This is a genomic window from Stenotrophomonas maltophilia, assembly GCF_900186865.1.
GTDB classification, from domain to species: Bacteria; Pseudomonadota; Gammaproteobacteria; order Xanthomonadales; family Xanthomonadaceae; genus Stenotrophomonas; species Stenotrophomonas maltophilia.
This window is the reverse complement of record NZ_LT906480.1, coordinates 1-18,282: the sequence shown is the minus strand read 5'-3', so window position 1 is coordinate 18,282 and position 18,282 is coordinate 1. Positions and strand designations below refer to the sequence as shown.

The window sequence follows — 18,282 nt, the reverse complement described above, 5'->3', positions numbered from 1 at the left end:
AGCTGTTCTGCATCCATGATGCTGAACTCCCTTCTCCCCAGTCCCCGCCGTTGGTGTGGATTGTTACCGTTGCGTGGCTCTGCGGTCCAGAGTTCTAGAACAGACTTCCCTGCGGCGAATCCTTCTTCGGCGGCAGCGGCTTCTGGAACCGGCTGCAATCCAGCTTCGGCCAATGGCTGTTCTGCGCATTGAAGCCGAGACGCTTTCGCGCCAGCTTGAAGCGGTTGTTCAACAGATCGGCATACACGCCCTGGCCACGCATGCGGGTGCCGAACTGGCTGTCGTAATCCTTGCCGCCGCGCAGCTGCTGGATGGTGCTCATCACGTGCGCGGCGCGATCGGGATGATGGGTGTCCAACCAATCGCGGAACAGCGGGGCCACTTCCAGCGGCAGGCGCAGCAGCACGTAGCCTGCGGTGCTGGCGCCAGCATCGTGCGCGGCCTCCAGCACGGCTTCCAGTTCGCTGTCGTTGATCCACGGGATCACCGGCGCCACCATCACACCCACCGGAATGCCCGCTTCATGCAGGCGCTTCATCGCACGCAGCCGTGCATGCGGTGCCGACGCGCGTGGCTCCAGCTTTGCGGAGAGATGCGGGTCCAGCGAGGTCACAGAGAAATGCACGCTGACCAGGTTCTCCGCCGCCAGCGGTGCGAGCAGATCGATGTCACGCTCGACCAGTGCGTTCTTGGTGATCAGCGAGAACGGATGCTTGGTTTCCAGCATCACTTCGATCAGCTGGCGGGTGAGCTTGAACTTGCGTTCGATCGGCTGGTACGCATCGGTGTTGATGCCCAGCGCGATCGGTTGCGGAACGTAGCCCGGCTTCGACAACTCCTTGCGCAGCAGCTGCGGCGCATTGGTCTTGGCGAACAGCTTGGTCTCGAAGTCCAGGCCTGGCGACAGGTTCAGATAGGCGTGCGAGGGGCGCGCGAAGCAGTAGGAGCAGCCATGCTCACAACCGCGGTACGGATTCACCGATTGGCTGAAGCCGACGTCCGGTGAGGTGTTGCGGCTGATAATGCTGCGTGCGGTCTCGGCACGTACTTCAGTGCGCAGACGTGGGGCGAGGAATTCCTCGCTCTCATCGACCGCCCAGCCGTCGTCCACCGCCTCGCTGACGGTACTTTCAAAGCGCCCGGCAAGGTGGGACGTGGAACCTCGGCCCTTGATCGCGATACCCATTGCGGCAGGTTACGCCGCAGCCGTCTCAATGGCTGCGACGGCTGCCTGAAGGGTTCAGCGCGGTGCTGCGTCGAGCATGGCTCAACGCTACAGGGGAGCGGTCAGAGCAACGCCAGGTACCCGCGCACGGTGGCATCCAGCCCGTCATACAGTGCCTCGCTGATCAGCGCGTGGCCGATCGACACCTCCAGCACGTCTGGCACGTGAGCCAGGAAATCGCGCAGGTTGTCCTGTGACAGGTCGTGCCCGGCGTTGACGCCCAGGCCCACCGCCTGCGCCCGCCGCGCCGCAGTGGCGAACAGTTCCAGCATCGCCGCAGCGTCGCCGGCCGCGTGTGCTTCGGCGTAGGGGCCGGTATACAGCTCGACACGATCTGCACCGACTTCGGCCGCCTGCTCCAGCAGTGGGTTGCCAGCATCGACGAACAGGCTGACCCGGCAGCCCATCGCCTTCAGTTCGGCGACCAGTGGTCGCAGCCGCTCGGCATCCCGCTCGAAGTCGAAGCCATGGTCGGAGGTGATCTGTCCATCGCCATCCGGCACCAGCGTCGCCTGCGCCGGGCGGGTCTGCGCGCACAGCGGCAGCAGGCCTGGGTAGCCCTCGCGCGGCGGTGCGAACGGGTTGCCTTCGATGTTGAACTCGACACCACGCGCGCGGGTCAGCGTGGACAGCGCCAGCACGTCCTCGGCGGTGATATGGCGGCGGTCCGGCCGCGGGTGCACGGTGATGCCATGTGCACCGGCATCCAGGCAGGCCTGGGCGGCGCGCACCACGTCCGGTTCGGCGCCGCCGCGCGAATTGCGCAGGACGGCGATCTTGTTGACGTTGACGCTGAGCTGGGTCATGGAACGGAACTACTTGGAAAGAGGGGACGGATCGTGGTCGTTGGCGTCGACATTGCGGCGGGCCTGGGCCTGCTCGCGCAGGCGGCGCAGCTCCTCGGCATCGACAAGGGTGGCAGGGTCCCGCTGAAGGTCGCCGAAGCGGGCTACATAGCGACCGCGCACCCAGGCCAGCAGGAAGGCGAGGGCGGCCAGCAGGCACAGGGTCATCAATGCGGCGCTGGGGGTCTTCAGGGCGAAGGCGAAACAGCCCAGCGCCAGCAGCAGGTACAACCAGTACATAGTCGGGCTCCCCGGATGATCGCCGCAGTGTAGCGCTGCGTCAGAGCAGCGGCGAGGCCAGCCGGGCGAAGGCCTCGGGCAGGCGGTGCAGCCACAGCGAACGGCCAGCCTGGTCGTGCACGCGGGTGGCGCGGTCGAACTCTCCCTTCAGCAGCCCGGCCAGAGCGGCGACGCGGTCACGGTCGCTGATCATCATCGACAGCTCGAAGTTCAGGCGGAAGCTGCGGTGGTCGAAGTTGGCGCTGCCAACGATGCAGACATCGTCGTCGGCGATGAAAGCCTTGGTATGCAGCATGCGCGGGCCGTACTCGTAGATCTTCGCCCCGGCGTGCAGCAGTTCGTCGAAATAGGAGCGCGCGGCCTGGGTGACAAACCAGGAGTCGCTCATCTTCGGCACCAGCAGGCGCACGTCCAGTCCACCCAGTGCCGCCGAGGTCAGCGCCATCCGCGCCGCTTCGCCCGGCACGAAGTAGGGCGTCACCAGCCACACGCGCTCGTGTGCTTCCTGGATGGCCGCCACGTGCAGGCGGTGGATCGTTTCCCAGCCCGAGTCCGGGCCGGAGACCAGCACCTGGGCGTTGATCGCACCATCGCCGCGCAGCGGCATGTCAGCCGGCCACAGACGGGCAATGTCCATGCGCGAGGGATCCTGGCCACTGGCATAGAGCCAGTCCTCGGCGAACACCAGCTGCAGGCTGCGCACGACGTGGCCGCAGATGCGCATGTGCAGGTCGCGGTAGGCGTTCGGCTTGCGGCTCTCGTCTTCATCGTCGGTGATATTGATGCCACCGGTGAAGGCCAGCCGGCCATCGACGATCACCAGCTTGCGGTGCGTACGCAGGTTCAACCACGGCCGCTTGAACGGCTTCAGCAACTGCCGGGGATGGAACCAGACCGCCTCGCCACCAGCATCGATCAGGGGCTGCAGGAAGCGGCGAGGCAGGGCGGAAGAACCCACTGCATCCAGCAGCAGGCGCACCTGCACGCCGGCACGGGCGCGCTCGACCAGGGCGTCGCGCAGGGCGGTGCCGGCATGGTCCGGATTGAAGATGTAGTACTCCAGGTGCACGTGATCGCGAGCCTGCGCCACCGCTTCCAACAGAGCGGCGTAGGTAGCGGCACCATCCACCAGCCAGGTCACCTCGGTCGCGCTGCTCGGCGCCAGGCCCGTGGTGGCCTGCGCGATCTTGGCCAGCTCGGTGCAGTCGGCATCCGGTGGGCAGACATCGCTGTAGTGCTCCATGCCCGATCGTGCGCGTCCGCGGCGCAGCCGTTGCCGCTTCACCTTCTGCGGGCCCAGCAGGTAGTAGATGAACAAGCCGAGGTAGGGCAGCAGCGCCAACGACAGGATCCAGCTCAGCGTGGCGACCGGCTCACGCTTCTGCAGCATGATCCAGCCCGCCAGCGCGAACAGATACAGCAGGTAGGCCACCGCCAGGATCGAGCCAAGGTGGGCGATGCCGTCGAGCCAATGACGCAGGGAGTCGAAGAGGGCGAGCATCCGCCGATCATAGCGGTCCAGGCCGGCAGGCATAAAAAAAAAGGTTCTTCTCCCATCTGAGGGGAGAGGCTCACGGCCGACCCGCTAGATTGTGGTTGTCGAGACTACAAACTGGGGCCGGCCGTGGCCAAGCTGGATTGTATGCCGTTGCTGGGATGCTGGGCGGGATATCGCTTGGATGGATGGCGCCGGGAGGCGCGTGGAGGAGCCACTTGGCTGGTGCTTTCGCTGCTGCCTGATTCACGCCGCCGCCGACGCTGTAGCGGATGTGGCAAGTGGGTGGTGGCCATCCATGACCAGACGCTCCGGCGGGTCCGTGATCTACCCGTGTTCGATGAGCCGGTCGAGCTGGAAGTCCAGCGCCAGCGGCTGGCCTGTCCTCGCTGCGGGCCAAAACTTGAGCATCTGGATTGGCTGGAGCGACATGCCCGGGTAACACAACGGCTGGCGCAGAGCGTGGCACGCATGTGTGCCACGGCCTCCATCCATGCCACCGCAAAGTGGCATGGCCTGGACTGGAAGACGGTCAAGGCGCTTGATTTCAGGCATCTGGTGCGGACGCTGGGTCCGGTGGACCTATCGAACGTCCGGGTGATCGCGATGGATGAGTTTGCGATCCAAAAGGGGCATCGCTACGCCACGGTGGTGGTCGAACCATCACGCAAGCGCGTGCTTTGGGTCGGTCGAGGACGCAGCCGCGCAGACGTACGTCCCTTCTTTGAGCTACTCGGAAAGGACGGCTGCGAACGCATCCAGGCGGTTGCTATGGACATGAATTCGGCATTCGACCTGGAAGTGAAAGCCCAATGCCCAAACGCCGAAGTGGTCTACGACCTGTTTCATGTGGTGGCCAAATACGGTCGGGAGGTCATCGACCGGGTCCGCGTGGATGAAGCCAACAGGCTGCGTCAGGACAAACCTGCCCGGCGTGTGGTGAAGACCTCTCGCTGGCTCTTGCTGGGCAACCGGCAGAACGTCCCGGCCGATCAACGAGTGAAGCTCAAGGAGCTGCTGGCTGCCAACAAGGCCCTATTGACGAGCTATGTGCTGAAAGACGACTTGAAGCAGCTCTGGCGCTACCGTAGCCAGGCCTGGGCAGCAAAAGCGTGGAAGAGCTGGCGACAGCGCGCATTGCGTAGCCGCCTGGAGCCCCTGCGAACGTTTGTCCGTCGCCTACAGCCCTATCTGCCAGGCATCCTGGCTCATTGCCGATGGCCCCTTGGAACGAATCTGGTCGAGGGAATCAACAACAAGATCAAGGTCATCAAGCGCGTCGCCTACGGATACCGAGACGACGCCTATTTCTTCCTCAAAATCCGTGCAGCCTTCCCCGGACTTGGGTGAAGAACCAAAAAAAACGCCCCTGTCTCCAGGGGCGTCTGCAGTCGCGTCATGACTGTTGTGTTGCGGTGTAGCGATTACTGCTGCACAAAACCGATCTTCTTCATCTGAGCATTCTTCGCGGCGGCCAGAACCTTGGCCATCACGTCGTACTCGGAATCCGGGCTGGCGTCGATGCGCAGTTCCGGCTGGTTGGTCGGGTCACGCTGGACCTCCTGCTCCATCCGCTGCTGCAGCTCGCTGGTATTGATCGGGCTGTTGTTCCACGAGACCTGGTTGCTGGCGTCGATCTTCAGTTCGATCGGCGGCGGCGGTTCGACCAGCTGCGGCGGTGGGTTGAGCACGCGCTGCGGCAGGTCGACGGCGATCGGGTACGTCATGATCGGCGCGGTCACGATGAAGATGATCAGCAGAACCAGCATCACGTCCACGAGGGGCGTGACGTTGATGTCTGCCATGGGGCCCTTGCCACCACCACTACTGAATGCCATGGCTTATTGCCCCTTTTCTTTGGTCGCGACGAAGCCGACGTCCAGCATGCCCTGCTCCTGCGCGACCTTGGTCAGGTCGTTGATGACGCGCATCTTGGTGGTGCGGTCACCACGCAGGTTCAGCGGCGGCTGCGGGGTCTGCTGGGCGGCGGTCGCCAAGCGCGACTCGAGAGTCTGCTTGTTGATTTCTTCGTCGTTCCAGTAGATCGAGCCGTCTTCCTTGACTGCCAGGGTGATCGGTCCGGAACGCTTTTCAGCGTCTTCCGGCTTCTGGATCAGGTTGGCTTCCGGCAGATCCACCTTGACCTTGTGGGACATCAGGGGCGCCGTGATGATGAAGATGATCAGCAGCACCAGCATCACGTCCACGAGGGGCGTAACGTTGATGTCGGCCATGGGGCCGCCGCTGTTACCACTACTGAAAGCCATAACGGGCTCCGTCTAGATCTTGGTGACTACTTACGTTCGTCGCTGGGTGACGCGCGCCGCAATTAGCGGACGCGCGAGCCGGTGGCGAAGAAGTCGTGCAGGTCGTGCGCGAAGGTATCGAACTTGCTGATGGTCGCGCTGTTGATCTTGCTGAAGAAGTTGAAGGCGAACACGGCCGGGATCGCGACGAACAGACCGATCGCGGTCATGATCAGCGCTTCACCCACCGGGCCTGCAACGGCGTCGATCGAAGCGGAGCCGGTGGCACCGATCTTGATCAGGGCGCCGTAGATGCCCCACACGGTACCCAGCAGACCGACGAACGGAGCGGTCGCGCCGACGGTGGCCAGCAGGGTCATGCCCGACTGCAGCTTGTTGCTTTCGCGGGTGACGGCCTGACGCAGGGCGCGGTCGACGAACTCCGAACGGCTCAGGTTCTCACCCACGCCGCCGGTGGCGCCGCCTTCAGCGCGCTGGTGGTGCGCAGCAGCCTGGGCAGCGTCCAGGGCGATCTTCGAGAACGGCTCCGAAGCCGGCTGCTCTTCCATGGCACGGATGGCGTCCTGCGCGTTCGGGGTATCCCAGAACAGGCTGACGACGCGATCAGCAGCGCTCTTCAGGCGGGTCGCACGGAAGATGTTGATGACGGTCCAGTACCAGGACATGGCCGACATGGCGATCAGGGTCAGCAGCACGACCCAGGAAACCGCGAAATCACCCGGCTTGGTGGTCATTTCGTGGATCAGGTGCTCGAAGCCCATCTGCGACAGGGCGTTGGACGGATTGCCCCCGGCAGCAGCGGCGATGAAAATTTCCTGCAGCATGACGCTTACCTTTGTTGTGTGTGGTGATAAAGGGTGTAGCTAAGCTAAACAATCGAACCGGGAGCGGGGGTGGCCATGCGGACACCCGGGCGCATCAGTTCAGCGCAAAGTTGACCGGGACGCGAACGCGACCTGCCGCCTTCTTACCGCCAGATTCAGCGGCGTTGAAGCGCCACTTGCGAGCCGCTTCCATCGCGGCACGGTCCAGGTCGCGGTTACGGCTGGACTTTTCCACCGTGACATTGGTGACGTTGCCGTTGGCATCGACATCAATGATCAGGATCACTTCGCCCTGGATACCCGCGCGGAAGGCGGCCGGCGGGTAGCGCGGCGGATTCATGGCCTTCGACGAGATGTCCACGCTGGCCTCGATCGAGGTCGCAGGTGCCGGCGGCGCGGGGGGCGACGGCGGGGTGACGATATCGCTCGGGCGCGGCTCCGGCACGTCCACGACCGGCGCCTGCGGCGGCGGCGGGACCGGCGACGGCTTCGGCGGCGACAGATTCTTCACCGGCGGCGGCGGAGTATCGGTCGGCGGCGGCGGCGGCGGCGGCGGGGGCGGCGGCGGCGGCGCATCGACGATGGTCACCATGACGTTGCGCTCCTTCTCAGCCACGGCCTTGGGAGCCACGGCGGGAATGAGGAGCATCATGAAGGCGGCCAGATGCAGGGCAATTACAAACGCGATGCCGACGATGCGAGGCCAGCTCAGCCCCTTGTCATCGGGTTGTTCGTACCGGTGAACGACTAGTTGTTCCGTCATGCGCCAAGAGCTCAATAGTGGGGCCGGGATGCCGGGGGCGGAATCCCTGATCAGCGGTGCATGACACCGCAGGAACCTCCAAGCTTATACCAATCCTGAGCGCCTGCGCATCAACTGGGCAGGCATTCAGGCGTTATTCCTACTTACTTCAGGTTGATGATTTTCTTGGCATCAGCCTGGTTCTTCACACCCTTCGCCAGCGCCTGCTGGGCGGCCTGCTTGGCCTCCGGGATGCGACCTTCGGCATGCAGGACGCGTGCCAGGTTCAGGTAGGTCTCACCGTCCTTGGACAGCGGGGCAGCCTTCTGCCACGCATCGATCGCCTGCGGCACCTGGTCGGAGTAGTAGTAGGACTGGGCCAGCGCCAGGTAAACCTGGTAGTCCGGCTTCAGGATGCCCTTCTGCAACCCTTCGTTGATGACCGCGATGACGTCCTTTTCCTTTTTGTCGGTGTTGGCATAGATGGAGTACAGCTGCTTGTACTCGCGCTCTTCGGTGAGCTGGCCGCTGCTGCGCAGCTTGTCCATCACCGCGGCCGCCTTGTCCATCTGGTCGGCCTGCATGTACATGCTGGCCAGGTTCAGCTGGGCCTTCTTGTCGTTCGGGTTCTTGGCGGCCAGCGCCTCGGCTTCCTTGACCGCTTCGCCGGACTGGCCGGCTTCGGACAGGGCCGCCATCAGCAGCTGGTTCCAGTTGTCCTTCGGTTCGGCGGAGCCGGCGATGGCCTGCTTCAGCACCGGAATCGCTTCCTGGTAGCGCTCCAGCTGGTACAGCGCCTGGCCCTTGGCGATCAGTTCTTCCGGCTTGGTCGACTTGCTCTCGGCGAAGTACTTGTCGAGGGTTGCCAGGCCTTCGGCTGTCTGGTCTTCCTGCAGCTGCAACTGGCCCAGCATCAGCATCGACTGGAAGTGGCCGTTGTTGTCCAGGCCGTTGAACTGCAGGACCTGCTTCAGGTAGGCGATGGCAGCCGGGGCGTCATCGGTCTGGTAGGCAGCCTGCGAGGCCAGCTGCGCGGCCAGCGACTTGTCGTACTCGTTCGCGGCGCTGTCAGCCAGGATGGCGTCGGCCTGGGTGCGGGTTTCCGGGAACTTTTCCTTGTTGTAGCTGTCGATCATTTTCTGCAGCTTGCTGCCCATCTTGGCCGAAGCCTTGACCGTCGGCTCCTGGCGGGTCGCGTTCGGGTACAGCGCCTCGGCCTTGGCCTGCTTGCCGCCACGGTTGCCGCGCTCGGAGGAACGCGAGGACTGCGCGAAGGCATCGGTGACCACGGCGCCGGTCAGGGCGGTCGCGACGAGGACGGAAAGCACAGCTTTGTGGTTACGGAAAATCATCGTTCACCTCGATCGAACCGCCGGTTAGCGGCAAAGTCGGACTGTCAGAAAAATCTGAGCCGCCAAACGTATCAGAAACAGATGGCGTGAGAAATCGTTTTATGTGCTGCAATACAGCATAGAACTGCGCACTCATCCGCACTTTGGCCGTAGCCCGGCCGCCTGCGCCTGCTGATAGACCGGCGTCAGGCCCGGGGCATCACGTCGCAGTTCCTGGATCCGGTTGGCCGGATCCGGGTGGGTGGACAGCCATTGCGGGCTGCGACCGCCGCTGGCGGCCATCATGTTCTGCCACAGGTCGACCGCCTGCGCCGGATTGAATCCGGCCTGGGCCATCAGTCGCTGGCCGATCACGTCAGCCTCGCTTTCCTGCGTCCGCGAGCCCGGCAGCAGGAAGGCAGTCTGCGCGCCCATGCCACCGAGCTGGTTGACGGTGCTGGCAGCACCTTCGCCGTAGGCTGCGCCAGCCAGCGCGCCGAGCACGGCCAGCCCGGTCTGCGCACCCATCTGGCGGGTGATGCGCTCTTCGTGGTGGCGGGCGATGACATGACCGATTTCATGGCCGATCACGGCAGCCAGCTGATCCTGGTTCTTGGCCACGGTGAAGATGCCGGTGTTCACGCCGACCTTGCCGCCGGGCAGGGCGAAGGCGTTGGGCTCCTTGTCGACGAATACCGCCGTCTCCCACCGTACGCCACGGTATTGAGCTGGCAGCTGCGCGACCAGGGCGTTGACCACGCACTGCACGTAACCGTTCTGGCGGCCGTCGGTGCTGATCTTTTCCTTCTGCTTGGTTTCGGCGAACGCCTGTGCGCCGAGCTGGTCCAGCTGCGCCTGCGAGACGCCGCCCACCATCTGCCGGCGACCGGTAGGGGAGGTGGTGGTCGCGCAGGCGCTGACCAGGGTGGTGATGACAAGGGCCAGCAGCAGTTGTTTCATGGAAACTCCCCCGTGTTCATATGCGGAGTGTGTAGCGTAGCGGCTTAATCTTTCGTCAAGCGGACGCGGCGTTACGTTGACCCCAGGAACACCATCGCGGCAAGGGCGACCGCATTGTTCAGCGCGTGGGCGGTGATCGCCGCCCACAACGTGCCGGTGCGCCGGTAGAGCCAGCAGAACGCAGCTCCCATGCCACCATAGACCAGCCACAGCTGTGCGATTTCGGCCGGGCCATTGGCACTGGTGCCAGGGATCTCATGGATCAGGGCAAACGCGAGGCTGCTCAGTACCACGCCCAACCCTGGTCGCCCGGCCTGCCACAGGCGGCCAAACAGCACGCGGCGGAACAGCAGTTCCTCGTAGGCCGGCGCCAGGACCACCGCGAACAGCACCAGGAACAGCGGGAAACGTGCGATCGCGCTCTGCATCAGCGCCAGATTGGTGGGGACCGGCTCGACGCCGAACTGCTTGGCCAGGAAGGCGATGCCGTTGCTGCCGAGCACGATCAGGGTCGCCACCAGCAGGGTCCAGCCCCAGGTGGAGGGGCGGCGCAGCGCCTGGCGCGAGGCGTGGCGCTCGGCGGCGTTGGCCGGCCGTCGCCAGAAGTACAGCAGCAACGCGGCGCCACCGGTGGCGAACAGTGCCATGAGAATCTGCGCAAGCGCGCCGGGCTGGCCCAGTGACGCCGCGACCGAACTGGCGTCGGGTGCGCCAGCGCCAGCCTGCGCGTTCGCGTAACCAACCACCACGCCACGGTACAGGCCCCACAGCAGGCCACTGACCAGGCTCAGGCCGAACAGGGTGACAGCGGCGATGCCCAGGTCGATGAAGAACCCCGCCAACGGCGAAACGGCACGCGGCGCGGCAGAAGCCGGCGGAACCGGGGGCGGAGCGGAGACCGGGGCGGATGCTGACATCAGGTACCTGTGTTCAAGAGTCGAAGGCCGGCGCGCCTCCCCGCGCGCCGGCCGTGTCCCGATTGTGTCAGATATCCAGGTTTGCGACCTTCAGCGCGTTGTCTTCGATGAAATCGCGACGCGGTTCGACGACATCGCCCATCAGGGTGCTGAAGATCTGGTCGGCTGCGACAGCGTCCTCGATACGCACCTGCAGCAGTCGGCGGGTTTCCGGGTTCACCGTGGTGTCCCACAGCTGCTCCGGATTCATTTCACCCAGACCCTTGAATCGCTGGATCTGGCGGCCGCGCTTGGCCTCCTCGAGCAGCCAGTTCTGTGCCTTGGCAAAGCTGTCGACTTCGATCGACTTGGCACCGCGGGAAATGGTCGCGCCCTCGCGGACCAGACCGTGCAGCAGCTTCGATGCCTGGTGGATCGCGCGCAGTTCGCCGCTTTCGAAGGCCGACATCGGCAGCACCTGGATGTGCTGTTCGCCCATGTGGCGACGGGTCACCAGCACAGCGGCCGGGCGCTCGTCGTTGGCTTCCTGCAGTTCCAGCGTGAAACGCGGGCTGCCCAGGCTGCCCTGGTTGAGGCGCTTGGCCAGTGCATCCAAGCCCTCGCCTTCGCCGGCAGCGCGCAGGCTTTCCAGGTCCATCGGCACGAAATCGACCAGCGCTTCAAGCAGGTTGCGGTCGTAGCGATGTGCGTTGCGCTCGATCGAATCCAGCGCGGCCGCGTAGGCCAGCAGCAGCTTTTCCAGCGCAAGGCCTTCGATGCCGGGCTCGCCGGTGGCCGGCACCAGCGCAGCGTTTTCCACCGCGCTGCTGGCCAGGTAGCTGTCCAGCGCCGGGTCGTCCTTCAGGTACAGCTCCTGCTTGCCCTGCTTGATCTTGTACAGCGGCGGCAGGCCGATGTAGACGTAACCGCGCTCGATCAGCTCCGGCATCTGACGGTAGAAGAACGTCAGCAGCAGGGTGCGGATGTGGGCGCCGTCGACGTCGGCGTCGGTCATGATGATGATCTTGTGGTAACGCAGCTTGTCCGGGTTGTACTCGTCTCGGCCGATGCCGGTGCCCAGCGCGGTGATCAGCGTGCCGACCTGGTCGGAGGACAGCATGCGGTCGAAGCGCGCGCGTTCCACGTTGAGGATCTTGCCGCGCAGCGGCAGCACCGCCTGGTTCTTGCGGTTGCGGCCCTGCTTGGCCGAGCCACCTGCCGAGTCACCCTCGACGATGAACAGTTCGGACAGCGCCGGATCCTTTTCCTGGCAGTCGGCCAGCTTGCCCGGCAGGCCGGCGATATCCAGCGCGCCCTTGCGGCGGGTCAGGTCGCGGGCCTTTCGCGCCGCTTCACGTGCGCGCGCGGCGTCGACGATCTTGCCGGCGATCGCCTTGGCTTCGTTCGGGTTCTCCTGCAGGAACTCTTCCAGGCGCGCACCGAAGGCGTTTTCCACCGCCGGACGCACGTCGGAGCTGACCAGCTTTTCCTTGGTCTGGCTGGAGAAGCTCGGGTCCGGCACCTTCACCGACAGCACCGCGATCATGCCTTCTCGCATGTCGTCGCCGGTCAGGTTGATCTTGGCCTGCTTGGCGATGCCGTTCTGCTCGATGTAGTTGTTGAGCACACGGGTCAGCGCACCGCGGAAACCGGCCAGGTGGGTACCGCCGTCCTTCTGCGGAATGTTGTTGGTGAAGCAGTACATCGTCTCCTGATAGGAGTCGGTCCACTGCAGCGCCACATCCACGACGATGCCGTTGTGCTCGCCGGTGACTGAAATGACGTTCGGGTGCAGCGGCGTCTTCAGCTGGGCCAGATGCTCCACGAAGCTGCGGATGCCACCCTCGTAGTGGAAGTCATCGCGACGGCCGTCGCCACGTTCGTCGGCAAGGACGATCTTGACGCCGGAGTTCAGGAACGACAGTTCGCGCAGGCGGCGGGCCAGGATGTCGTAGTGGAACTCCACGTTGTCGTGGAAGGCGACGGTGGACGGCCAGAAGCGCACGGTAGTGCCGCGCTTGGTGGTGGTTTCCAGCTTGGCCAGCGCGGTCACTGCGGCGCCGTTGCTGAATTCCTGCTGGTAGTGGAAGCCGTTCTGGAACACGTCCACCAGCAGCTTCTGCGACAGCGCGTTGACCACGCTGACGCCGACGCCGTGCAGGCCGCCCGAAACCTTGTAGCTGTTGTCGTCGAACTTGCCGCCTGCGTGCAGGACGGTCATGACGACTTCGGCTGCAGACACTTCGCGACCGAGCTTGGCACTCATCTGCTCGTGCTTGCCAGTCGGGATACCACGGCCGTTGTCGGACACCGAGACCGAACCGTCGGCGTGGATCGTCACCGCAACGTGGTCGGCGTGGCCGGCCAGCGCTTCGTCGATCGAGTTGTCGACGACCTCGAACACCATGTGGTGCAGACCGGTGCCGTCATGCACGTCACCGATGTACATGCCGGGACGCTTGCGGACAGCCTCCAGGCCTTCCAGGGCGGTAATGCTGTTGGCGTCGTAATTGCCGTTGTTTGCCGGGGTGTTCTGTTCGTCGCTCATTGCGCTTGCCGTAGGCTCCGCAGGTCGGCCACCGCTTGGAGCGATGTGCCGAGAATGAAAGGATTCCAACCCGAATTATACCAGCCGGGGTCGAGCGGCCCTGGTGTGCCCACTATGGCACAGCCACGATCTGTGCATGTTCCACGTGGAACCGGGCGATGTGGGTCAGGTCCAGCAGCGCCGCCGGGGTTTCGGTAGCGGTGATGAAGATCTGTGCCGGCCCATTGAGCAGGCGCTCCAGCACCCGCGCCTGATGGGTGCGATCCAGCTCCGAGGCCAGATCGTCCAGCGCGATCACCGGCCATTCGCCGCGCTGTTCCGCATAGTCCTCGGCCTGCGCCATCAGGCAGGCCAATGCCGTCAGCTTGGCCTGGCCACGGGACAACGCATCACGCCCCGGAATGCTGTGGAAATCCACACTCCAGTCTGCCCGGTGTGGGCCGACCGAGGTATAGCCGGCCTGCCGGTCACGTTCCCGGGCCAGAAGCAGGGCATCGGCCAAGGGAAGCTCATGCCGCCGCCAACCGGGACTCAGTTCCAGCCCCTGGATGCCGAGTTGCGGAGCCAGGCTGGCGGCCAAGGCCACCGTGCGCTGCTGCAGACGCTCCAGGTAGTGCTGACGGCGGCTGGTCAGCGGTTCCCCGGCCTCGGCCAGCTCGTGATCCCAGGTATCGAGCATCCGCGACGGCCCGCCCTGCTTGAGCAGAGCATTGCGCTGCTTCAGCGCCCGGGAATAGCGGCGCCACAGGGAGAGAAAATCCGGTTCCACGTGGAACAAGCCCCAATCGAGGAAGCGACGGCGAGGTTCGCCACCCCCACTGACCAGTGCATGGCTCCCCGGCTCGAACGTCACCACGGCCAGCGCTGCGCAGAGATTGCCCAGCTGCGCGACGTCTTCACCGTCCAATCGTCCCTTCCAGTCCTGGCCACTGTGGCGCAGCCCGGCCTTTCGGCGGTGGGGCGGGTGATCGGCACGCTGTTCGTCCCATTCCACGAAGATCTCCAACGCTTCCTGGCCCTGGCGCACCAATCCGTCGCGGACCCGGCCACGGAAGCTTCGTCCGTAGGCCATCAGGTGCAACGCTTCGAGCACGCTGGTCTTTCCGGCACCGTTGTCGCCAGTCAGCAGGTTCAATCCCGGCTGGGGCGACAGGTCCACCGCACTGAAGCGACGCAGTTGGTGGAGGGCGAGGCGGCGGATAAGCATGGGGCGCGAAAGACCATCCGCACGAGGCGGTAGTGGGGCAGGGAATCCATCAGCTTACTGCATCGGTCAAGCCAGCCGTGGCGCGCCAGACATCGCCACTGTGCTGAAGCCTCCGCCTGGCAACCCTACGCGTGTTCCACGTGGTGGCGCTCCCTCACCTGGGCTCGCCTGGGTCTGGATATGCCCGGGAATCCTTGAATTCTGAGCGGCGGCGCAGGGTACGGGCCTTCAGATTTCAGCGATTTCAGCCTCATTCCGCGAGCATCGCCAGGTGCCCCCGACGGTGGGTTGCGCGAACACCGCGCGGATTTCTTGAAATCTACGATGCGATGCCGTGGAGGGTTCCACAGATTTCAAAGAATTCAGCCCATTCGTTTCACGCTGTCCACAGCGGGTCTGTATGACTTATACACAAGGTATGGGCAAACTGTGGATAAAAAAGCCCTTTTGCCCGACCTGCGAAACTATCCACAGGTTCCCCCCCAGCCTGAGGGGCCTCTATACAGGGGGTTTCAGCTGCATAAATCTCTTGAAAATCAATTGGATAATGCATTTTTCCACGAAATCTGGGCCTACCATCACCACCATGCTTTAGATTTATACCCAGATTTAGAAGCTAGGCCAGCTCTGATCCGGCCCCAACCACGCCTGTGGACAGTGACGTCTGCAGATGAAGCAACCACTGCGATAGCGGATGCGATCCGCTTCATCCATCCGACCAGATCGGGTCACCCTCAATCAGGCTGAAGACCCGGAACTGCGTACTCGACCGAAGTTGGCTGGGCAGCGCCCAGGTCAGCAACCTGGATTCCTAACGCGCAGGGCCGATTGCATCGGAGGGGCAACCAGGAACAATCGGCAAGCAGCAATCTCGAGCAAGACATTCGCCCAGACCTGGAGATTCCGCGATCCCCGATGCTCCACGTGGAACCTGCAAAAAAAACGCCCGGGGAGATCCCGGGCGTCCTTCGGTTCCACGTGGAACAGGCTGCTGTCAGAGACGCAGCGGCATCACCACGTGACGCGACTTCTCGCTGCTGGATTCACGAACCAGCGCAGAAGAGTTGGAATCGCGCAGCTGGATGATGACCTCCTCATCGCGCAGCGCGGAGAGGGCGTCCAGCAGGTAGTTCACGTTGAAGCCAATGGCCAGATCACTGACCGTGGTGTCGGCTTCGATCTCTTCCTGGGCTTCTTCCTGTTCCGGGTTGTGCGCGCTGATCTTCAGGTTGCCCGGCGAGACTTCCACGCGGATGCCGCGGTACTTCTCGTTGGACAAGATCGCGGCGCGCTGCAGCGAGGCACGCAGTGCTTCACGATCAACCTTCACTTCGCGGTCGGCACCGATCGGAATCACCGCTTCGTAATCCGGGAAACGACCGTCGATCAGCTTCGAGGTGAAGGTGACATCGTCGCGCTTGACGCGCACGTGGCTGCGGCCGACTTCCAGTTCGATCTCGCGATCGCCGCTCTCCAGCAGGCGCTGCAGTTCGGTCACGCCCTTGCGCGGCACGATGATCTGGCGCTTGGAACCGCTGGGCTTGGCCAGATCGGTTTCACACAGGGCCAGGCGATGGCCGTCGGTGGCGACCGTGCGCAGCGCATCGCCGCGCAGGTCGAACAGCAGGCCATTGAGGTAGTAGCGCACGTCCTGCTGGGCCATCGCGAACGCAGTGCGCTCGATCAGTTCCTTCAGGGTTGCTTCGCCGATGGCCACGCGCTCGGTGGCTTCCACTTCGTCCACCGACGGGAAGTCGTTGGAGGGCAGGGTGGCCAGGGTGAAGCGGCTGCGGCCGGCCTGCACGGTGATCTTGTCACCGGTCTGCGAGACGGTAATCCGGCTGCCGTCGGGCAGGGCGCGGATGATCTCGAACAGCTTGCGGGCGGGAATGGTGGTTTCGCCGTCCTGGGCGTCTTCAACCGCGATCCGCGACACCATCTCCACTTCCAGGTCGGTACCGGTCAGCGACAGCTGGCCGTTCTGCACCTGGACCAGGAAATTGGCCAGAACCGGAAGGGTCTGGCGGCGTTCGACCACGTTGACGACCTGTGCCAACGGCTTGAGAAAGGCTTCGCGCTGCAGTGTGAAACGCATGTGGTTCCGTGCCCCTATGCTTTAAAAAATGTGGAATAAATCAAAAGCTTGGTGGTGCTGGTAGAGACAGAATCGCTGGAAAACAACGCTAAGTCTTTGTAAATAAAAGGATTTCAGGCATCGAAACCCTCTGTATTACCGACCCCCAGGGGGTGGGGAAAGCTGTGGATAAAACCGACGCGATTTCAAATGCCATTTTTATCCACAACGTGTCCCGCGCTTGCTACCGGATTCTGCACCGTTTTGTGCGATGACGCCTCATCGGCATCCGTGCATCATTCGCTCAGCTTCCGGATCAGCTTGTCCCAGTCCTCGCGGAGCTTGCCGTCGGTTTCCATCAGGGTCCGGATCTGGCGGCAGGCATGCAGCACCGTGGTGTGATCGCGACCGGCAAAGGCATCGCCGATCTCGGGCAGGCTGTGCTCGGTCAGTTCCTTGGTCAGGGCCATGGCGACCTGGCGCGGGCGTGCCAGCGAGCGGGTCCGACGCTTCGACAGCAGATCCTTGATCTGCAGGCCGTAGTAGTCGGCAACGGTTTTCTGGATGTTGGGAATGCTGATCGCCTGCTGCTGGGCGCGCAGCAGGTCGCGCAGGGTTTCCTGGGCGAATTCGGTGGTGATCGCGCGGCCGGTGAAATTGGCGCGGGCGGTCAGGGTATTGAGCGCGCCTTCAAGGTCGCGCACGTTGGAGCGCATCTTCTTGGCGATCAGGAACGCAACATCATCGGGAATCTCGGCACCGCGTTCGCGTGCCTTGGCCAGCACGATCGCGGCGCGGGTCTCGAAGTCCGGCGGTTCGATCGCGACCGACAGGCCCCAGGCAAGCCGCGACTTCAGGCGCGCTTCCAGGCCCTCGACTTCGCGCGGATAGCGGTCGCAGGTCAGGATGATCTGCTGCTTGCCATCGAACAACGCGTTGAAGGTGTGGAAGAACTCTTCCTGGGTGCGGTCCTTGCCGGCGAAGAACTGGATGTCATCGATCAGCAGCGCGTCCACCTGCTGGAACTGGCGCTTGAACTGATCCATGGTCTTTTCCTGCAGGGCCCGGATCATCGCGCTGAAGAACTGTTCCGAACGCAGGTACAGCACCTTCGCGCCCGGATTGGCCTGGCGCATGGCGTTGCCGGCGGCGAACATCAGGTGGGTCTTGCCCAGGCCGGTGCCCCCGTACAGCAGCAGCGGGTTGTGCGCGCGGTCGCCCGGCTTCTGCGCCGCCTGGAAGGCGGCGGCCAGGCCCAGCTGGTTGCTGCGGCCTTCGACGAAGTTGGCGAACGTGTAGTGGTTGTCCAGGTTGCCGGCGAACGGCACCTGCGGTTCGCTGGACACATGCGCCGACGGCGTGGAAACCGGCGCGTTCTGCGCCTCGACAGGGCGCGGGCGCGAGCCGATTTCAAGAAAAACGTCGCTGAAACCGGCGAAGTGCGCCAGCAGTTCGCGGATCCGGGCCAGGTACAGCTCGCGGACCTGGTCGACGATGAAGGCATTCGGTGCATACAGCACCAGGCTGTCCACGCGCAGATCGGCCTGCAGTGGCTTCAGCCAGGTATGAACGTCTTCCGGCGGGAACTCCGCTTCGAGGCGCTCGAGACTACGGGACCAAGCATCCAT

The 18,282-nt window shown here is 63.9% G+C and carries 16 protein-coding genes; 1 reads left to right on the top strand and 15 read right to left on the bottom strand.

All coding sequences use genetic code 11. The features are described 5' to 3' along the window. Positions 1-94: 94 nt before the first annotated feature. The 4 genes from CKW06_RS00080 to cls all read right to left on the bottom strand — a co-directional run bounded on the left by CKW06_RS00080 (position 95) and on the right by cls (position 3,811). The gene (locus CKW06_RS00080) at positions 95-1,186 is read right to left on the bottom strand and encodes a PA0069 family radical SAM protein (RefSeq protein ID WP_024958794.1); all 1,092 of its coding nucleotides are present in this window, start codon (positions 1,184-1,186) and stop codon (positions 95-97) included. Between the two features lie 101 nt (positions 1,187-1,287). Beyond that, positions 1,288-2,031 (bottom strand): pyridoxine 5'-phosphate synthase, encoded by a 744-nt coding sequence (locus tag CKW06_RS00075; RefSeq protein WP_024958793.1) that lies wholly within the window; start codon positions 2,029-2,031, stop codon positions 1,288-1,290. A gap of 9 nt (positions 2,032-2,040) precedes the next feature. Further along, positions 2,041-2,310: a hypothetical protein gene (locus tag CKW06_RS00070; protein WP_005411742.1), complete on the bottom strand. Its 270-nt coding sequence runs from the start codon at positions 2,308-2,310 to the stop codon at positions 2,041-2,043. Between the two features lie 40 nt (positions 2,311-2,350). Then, positions 2,351-3,811: a cardiolipin synthase gene (gene cls / locus CKW06_RS00065; RefSeq protein WP_024958792.1), complete on the bottom strand. Its 1,461-nt coding sequence runs from the start codon at positions 3,809-3,811 to the stop codon at positions 2,351-2,353. Between the two features lie 141 nt (positions 3,812-3,952). Between cls and CKW06_RS00060 the strand changes: the two genes are divergently transcribed. Further along, the gene (locus tag CKW06_RS00060) at positions 3,953-5,155 is read left to right on the top strand and encodes an ISL3 family transposase (protein WP_032964867.1); all 1,203 of its coding nucleotides are present in this window, start codon (positions 3,953-3,955) and stop codon (positions 5,153-5,155) included. 74 nt (positions 5,156-5,229) lie between these two features. Here CKW06_RS00060 and CKW06_RS00055 read toward each other — a convergent pair whose 3' ends face one another. The 11 genes from CKW06_RS00055 to dnaA form a co-directional block, all read right to left on the bottom strand. Then, the gene (locus CKW06_RS00055; protein ID WP_005411740.1) at positions 5,230-5,643 is read right to left on the bottom strand and encodes an ExbD/TolR family protein; all 414 of its coding nucleotides are present in this window, start codon (positions 5,641-5,643) and stop codon (positions 5,230-5,232) included. A 3-nt stretch (positions 5,644-5,646) separates the two neighbouring features. Beyond that, positions 5,647-6,072 (bottom strand): ExbD/TolR family protein, encoded by a 426-nt coding sequence (locus CKW06_RS00050; protein ID WP_005411739.1) that lies wholly within the window; start codon positions 6,070-6,072, stop codon positions 5,647-5,649. A 62-nt stretch (positions 6,073-6,134) separates the two neighbouring features. Next, on the bottom strand, positions 6,135-6,896 hold the full coding sequence (gene exbB / locus CKW06_RS00045; protein WP_005411738.1) for a TonB-system energizer ExbB: 762 nt from the start codon (positions 6,894-6,896) through the stop codon (positions 6,135-6,137). A gap of 94 nt (positions 6,897-6,990) precedes the next feature. Then, the gene (locus CKW06_RS00040; protein WP_005411737.1) at positions 6,991-7,659 is read right to left on the bottom strand and encodes an energy transducer TonB; all 669 of its coding nucleotides are present in this window, start codon (positions 7,657-7,659) and stop codon (positions 6,991-6,993) included. A gap of 143 nt (positions 7,660-7,802) precedes the next feature. Continuing rightward, the gene (locus CKW06_RS00035) at positions 7,803-8,990 is read right to left on the bottom strand and encodes a tetratricopeptide repeat protein (protein ID WP_005411736.1); all 1,188 of its coding nucleotides are present in this window, start codon (positions 8,988-8,990) and stop codon (positions 7,803-7,805) included. Between the two features lie 132 nt (positions 8,991-9,122). Continuing rightward, complete coding sequence (locus CKW06_RS00030; protein ID WP_005411735.1) at positions 9,123-9,929, bottom strand: M48 family metallopeptidase; 807 nt, start codon at positions 9,927-9,929, stop codon at positions 9,123-9,125. A gap of 71 nt (positions 9,930-10,000) precedes the next feature. Then, positions 10,001-10,846: a CPBP family intramembrane glutamic endopeptidase gene (locus tag CKW06_RS00025; protein WP_005411734.1), complete on the bottom strand. Its 846-nt coding sequence runs from the start codon at positions 10,844-10,846 to the stop codon at positions 10,001-10,003. A gap of 67 nt (positions 10,847-10,913) precedes the next feature. Beyond that, positions 10,914-13,373, bottom strand: coding sequence for a DNA topoisomerase (ATP-hydrolyzing) subunit B (gene gyrB, locus CKW06_RS00020; RefSeq protein ID WP_005411733.1), 2,460 nt, complete (start codon positions 13,371-13,373; stop codon positions 10,914-10,916). A 112-nt stretch (positions 13,374-13,485) separates the two neighbouring features. Continuing rightward, positions 13,486-14,580: a DNA replication/repair protein RecF gene (gene recF, locus CKW06_RS00015; RefSeq protein WP_024958547.1), complete on the bottom strand. Its 1,095-nt coding sequence runs from the start codon at positions 14,578-14,580 to the stop codon at positions 13,486-13,488. A gap of 994 nt (positions 14,581-15,574) precedes the next feature. Then, positions 15,575-16,675, bottom strand: coding sequence for a DNA polymerase III subunit beta (dnaN, locus tag CKW06_RS00010; RefSeq protein WP_005411731.1), 1,101 nt, complete (start codon positions 16,673-16,675; stop codon positions 15,575-15,577). Positions 16,676-16,950: 275 nt separating this feature from the next. Further along, entirely contained in the window at positions 16,951-18,282 is a 1,332-nt protein-coding gene (gene dnaA / locus CKW06_RS00005; RefSeq protein WP_005411730.1) for a chromosomal replication initiator protein DnaA, read from the bottom strand.

Bases quoted from the DNA above. Each gene is read 5' to 3' on its own strand.
- CKW06_RS00025 (WP_005411734.1), bottom strand. From the start codon at position 10,846: ATGTCAGCATCCGCCCCGGTCTCCGCTCCGCCCCCGGTTCCGCCGGCT.
- CKW06_RS00055 (WP_005411740.1), bottom strand. From the start codon at position 5,643: ATGGCATTCAGTAGTGGTGGTGGCAAGGGCCCCATGGCAGACATCAAC.
- dnaA (WP_005411730.1), bottom strand. From the start codon at position 18,282: ATGGATGCTTGGTCCCGTAGTCTCGAGCGCCTCGAAGCGGAGTTCCCG.
- CKW06_RS00080 (WP_024958794.1), bottom strand. From the start codon at position 1,186: ATGGGTATCGCGATCAAGGGCCGAGGTTCCACGTCCCACCTTGCCGGG.
- gyrB (WP_005411733.1), bottom strand. From the start codon at position 13,373: ATGAGCGACGAACAGAACACCCCGGCAAACAACGGCAATTACGACGCC.
- cls (WP_024958792.1), bottom strand. From the start codon at position 3,811: ATGCTCGCCCTCTTCGACTCCCTGCGTCATTGGCTCGACGGCATCGCC.
- recF (WP_024958547.1), bottom strand. From the start codon at position 14,580: ATGCTTATCCGCCGCCTCGCCCTCCACCAACTGCGTCGCTTCAGTGCG.
- CKW06_RS00070 (WP_005411742.1), bottom strand. From the start codon at position 2,310: ATGTACTGGTTGTACCTGCTGCTGGCGCTGGGCTGTTTCGCCTTCGCC.
- CKW06_RS00060 (WP_032964867.1), top strand. From the start codon at position 3,953: ATGCCGTTGCTGGGATGCTGGGCGGGATATCGCTTGGATGGATGGCGC.
- dnaN (WP_005411731.1), bottom strand. From the start codon at position 16,675: ATGCGTTTCACACTGCAGCGCGAAGCCTTTCTCAAGCCGTTGGCACAG.
- CKW06_RS00075 (WP_024958793.1), bottom strand. From the start codon at position 2,031: ATGACCCAGCTCAGCGTCAACGTCAACAAGATCGCCGTCCTGCGCAAT.
- CKW06_RS00035 (WP_005411736.1), bottom strand. From the start codon at position 8,990: ATGATTTTCCGTAACCACAAAGCTGTGCTTTCCGTCCTCGTCGCGACC.
- CKW06_RS00050 (WP_005411739.1), bottom strand. From the start codon at position 6,072: ATGGCTTTCAGTAGTGGTAACAGCGGCGGCCCCATGGCCGACATCAAC.
- exbB (WP_005411738.1), bottom strand. From the start codon at position 6,896: ATGCTGCAGGAAATTTTCATCGCCGCTGCTGCCGGGGGCAATCCGTCC.
- CKW06_RS00040 (WP_005411737.1), bottom strand. From the start codon at position 7,659: ATGACGGAACAACTAGTCGTTCACCGGTACGAACAACCCGATGACAAG.
- CKW06_RS00030 (WP_005411735.1), bottom strand. From the start codon at position 9,929: ATGAAACAACTGCTGCTGGCCCTTGTCATCACCACCCTGGTCAGCGCC.